The sequence below is a fragment of the Bradyrhizobium sp. genome, from assembly GCF_049691595.1.
Classification (GTDB): domain Bacteria; phylum Pseudomonadota; class Alphaproteobacteria; order Rhizobiales; family Xanthobacteraceae; genus Bradyrhizobium.
Genome location: NZ_JBAVNZ010000537.1, coordinates 1 through 2278, shown reverse-complemented (window position 1 = coordinate 2278; position 2278 = coordinate 1). Strand labels below are relative to the sequence as shown.

3 protein-coding genes are annotated in these 2278 nt (G+C 64.0%); 2 read left to right on the top strand and 1 reads right to left on the bottom strand.

Features of this window, described 5'->3' with window-relative positions:
- A partial coding sequence (locus WCE35_RS21710; protein ID WP_424595370.1) for a Glu/Leu/Phe/Val family dehydrogenase occupies positions 1–426 on the bottom strand: 426 nt, incomplete at its 3' end.
- A gap of 222 nt (positions 427–648) precedes the next feature.
- Between WCE35_RS21710 and WCE35_RS21705 the strand changes: the two genes are divergently transcribed.
- Both WCE35_RS21705 and WCE35_RS21700 read left to right on the top strand, forming a co-directional pair.
- Positions 649–1542 carry a sugar kinase gene (locus WCE35_RS21705; RefSeq protein WP_424595369.1) on the top strand — a complete coding sequence of 298 codons (894 nt, stop codon included), beginning with the start codon at positions 649–651 and terminating at the stop codon, positions 1540–1542.
- Between the two features lie 47 nt (positions 1543–1589).
- Positions 1590–2278, top strand: a 689-nt coding sequence (locus WCE35_RS21700; protein ID WP_424595368.1) for a PfkB family carbohydrate kinase, incomplete at its 3' end; no start/stop codon positions are given.

The window sequence follows — 2278 nt, the reverse complement described above, 5'->3', positions numbered from 1 at the left end:
GTCGGTATGGGGACCTACGAACGGGATCATCTCCTGCATGTAGCGGCGCGACAGGGCTTCCAGTTCGCGTTTGGAGATCGTCGAGAGATCGACCTTGATGCCGCCCTTGGCGCCGCCATAGGGCAGGCCGACCAATGCGCATTTCCAGCTCATCCAGATCGCCAGCGCGGCGACCTCGCCGATATCGACCGAGGGCGCAAACCGCGTGCCGCCCTTGGTCGGTCCGAGCGTGAGGTGGTGCTGCACGCGATAGCCCTCGAATACCGCGACCGTACCGTCGTCGCGGTGGATCGGGCAGGAGATGGTGATCGCCCGCTTTGGCAGCAGCAGCCGGTCGCGCTCGTCCTCGGGTATTTCAAGATGATTGGCGATCACATTGAACTGATTCGCCGCCATATCGAACACCGGACCTGAATAAACCGTCATCGTCCCCCCTTTGCTGTCGCGCCGCCAGAAACTCCGAACTGCGGTCCGGTTGTTATCGGCAGCATGCGAGCGTTACCCCGGCATGGTCGTAGTCTGCCCGCATTCCCATCTCAAGCTGCAAGCGCGGCACACTTGTGAATAATTTTGGCGAATGCCCGTGATTTCCCGGTGCTAGGCTGCCGGGCCGGCCGGGACCACCCTTCAGCCCATGACGGAAAGCGAATGCAGGCCCTCTTCATCGGACAGACCTATATCGACGTCACCTTCATCACCGACCACATGCCGACCGGCGATGAGAAGCATGTGGCGTCCGCCTACGCGGTCTCCTTCGGCGGCAACGCCGTCACGGCGGCGTTCTGCTGCGCCAAGCTCGGCATCGTGCCCGACCTGATCGCCACCGTGGCCAACGACTGGCTGGGGCGGATGTTTCAGGATATGAGCGCCAAGTACGGGATCTCGATCCATCCGCGCAAGGTCAACTCCTCGTCGCTGTCCTTCATCATGCCGAAGGACGGCAAACGCGCGATCGTGCGCTGCCGCGACGACGAGCATATTCATCCCTTCCCGATCCTGAATCTCAAAGGCTGCCGCGCGCTGCATCTCGACGGTCACCAGCCGGATGCGGCGATCCACTACGCCAGACTTTGCCGCGAGGCCGGCATCCTGACCTCGCTCGACGGCGGCGGGCTGCGCACCAATACCCATGAATTGCTGGAGTTCATCGACGTCGCCATCGTCGCCGAGCGGCTATGCGAGCAGATGGACAAGACACCGGAAGCGATGCTGGATTATCTCAGGAGCCGCGGCTGCCGGGTCGGCGGCGTCACCATGGGCGAAAAGGGCCTGCTGTGGTATGAGGAGACCGGCGCGGTTCGCGCGCTGCCCGCGCTGGCGATCCCGCGCGAGCGCGTGCTCGACACCAACGGCGCCGGGGACGTGTTCCACGGCGCCTATGTCTATTCCTATCTGAGCCATCCCGGCAAGAGCTGGCAGGATCATTTCGAGTTTGCGCGCGCGGCGTCGACCTACAAGATCCAGCGTCTCGGCAACGAGGCCGGGCTGCCGACCCTTGCCGACATCGAGGCCGTCAGGCAGGAGTTTCAGGTCGGGGCCTGACGGCGCTGCGGTTTAGACATCAGCGAAGAGACTTTGGGAGAATGGACGTGGGACGGGTTTTCGTCGCCGGCAGCATCAACATGGACGTGGTGGCGACGGCCGAGCGGCATCCGCGGATCGGCGAGACCGTCGCCGGGCAAGCGGTGCTGTATTTTCCCGGCGGCAAGGGCGCGAACCAGGCGGTCGCGGCCGCAAAACTGGGCGCACCGACCACGCTGATCGGCCGGCTTGGCACTGATGCGTTCGGACAGGCATTGAAGACCTTCCTCGCCGAACAAGGTATCGACCTCGCCTTCGTCAAGGATACCGCGGAGGCTCACACCGGGACGGCCATCATAACCCTCGCCAATGCCGACAATACCATTGTCGTGGTTCCCGGCGCCAATGCGATGGTCGAAGCCATCGATGTCGCGGCCCCGGTTCTGGCCAAAGGCGACGTCGCGGTCAGCCAGTTCGAAATTCCGCTGGCGACGATTGCCGCCTTCCTCAGGCGGGCGCGCGCGGCCGGCGCGACCACGATGCTCAATCCGGCGCCGGCAAACGAATTCGGCGGCGAGTTGCTCGACCTCGCCGATATCCTGATCCTCAACGAAACCGAGCTCGCCCTGCTCTCCGGCATCGAGCTCCGCGACAGCGACGATTCGGCGCGCTTCATCGAAGCGGCGCGTCATATCCCGATGCCAGGGGACAAAATCGTCTGCGTGACGCTGGGCAGGCGCGGCGTGCTGGCGCTGAT

Bases quoted from the DNA above. Each gene is read 5' to 3' on its own strand.
- WCE35_RS21705 (WP_424595369.1), top strand. From the start codon at position 649: ATGCAGGCCCTCTTCATCGGACAGACCTATATCGACGTCACCTTCATC.